Annotated in this window: 1 protein-coding gene; it reads right to left on the bottom strand. The window is 45.5% G+C overall.

Going from position 1 to position 431, the window contains the following annotated elements:
• The coding region (locus tag J5M56_RS25785) for a transposase (RefSeq protein ID WP_207938155.1) at window positions 1-431 on the bottom strand (431 nt) is incomplete at both ends.

Below are 431 nucleotides of genomic sequence, written 5' to 3'. Positions count from 1 at the left end.
CCCCCCATAGGGCATTGAGCTTTTTTCGCAAGATCAGTATGGCGGCTGCCTCCGCAAGCGCTTTGTCTTTGCGTTTGATTTCTTGTTTAAGTTGTTTGATTTGTTTTTGGTCAGCTTGTTGCTGTTTGCGATTTAGGTTGGTTTGTTGTTCGCTTGTGCTAAAGCCTGTTAAGCTCTGGGTTTTCCATTGGGTGATTTGTTCAGGGTAGAGCCCTTTAGTGCGACAGTATTCGGCAAGCTCAGTCTCATTAAGCCTAGCGGTGTCAATAATGATGGTGAGTTTGGTTTCTGGGCTTAGTTCTTTGGTTTTATCGTTGGTCGGCACGGCTTTCCCTTGGCTTTTAGCTTGATGACGCCAATTATATAGGGTTTGTTCGGCGATGTGTTCGTCCCGCGCAAGCTTTGCTATGCTAATAAGGTTAGGTGATAAA

The sequence above is a fragment of the Pseudomonas sp. 51_B genome (genome assembly GCF_017491595.1).
In the GTDB taxonomy this organism is placed as follows: Bacteria; Pseudomonadota; Gammaproteobacteria; order Pseudomonadales; family Pseudomonadaceae; genus Aquipseudomonas; species Aquipseudomonas promysalinigenes.
Note: the sequence above shows the minus strand (reverse complement) of the source record. Positions and strands in the feature narration are given on the sequence as shown.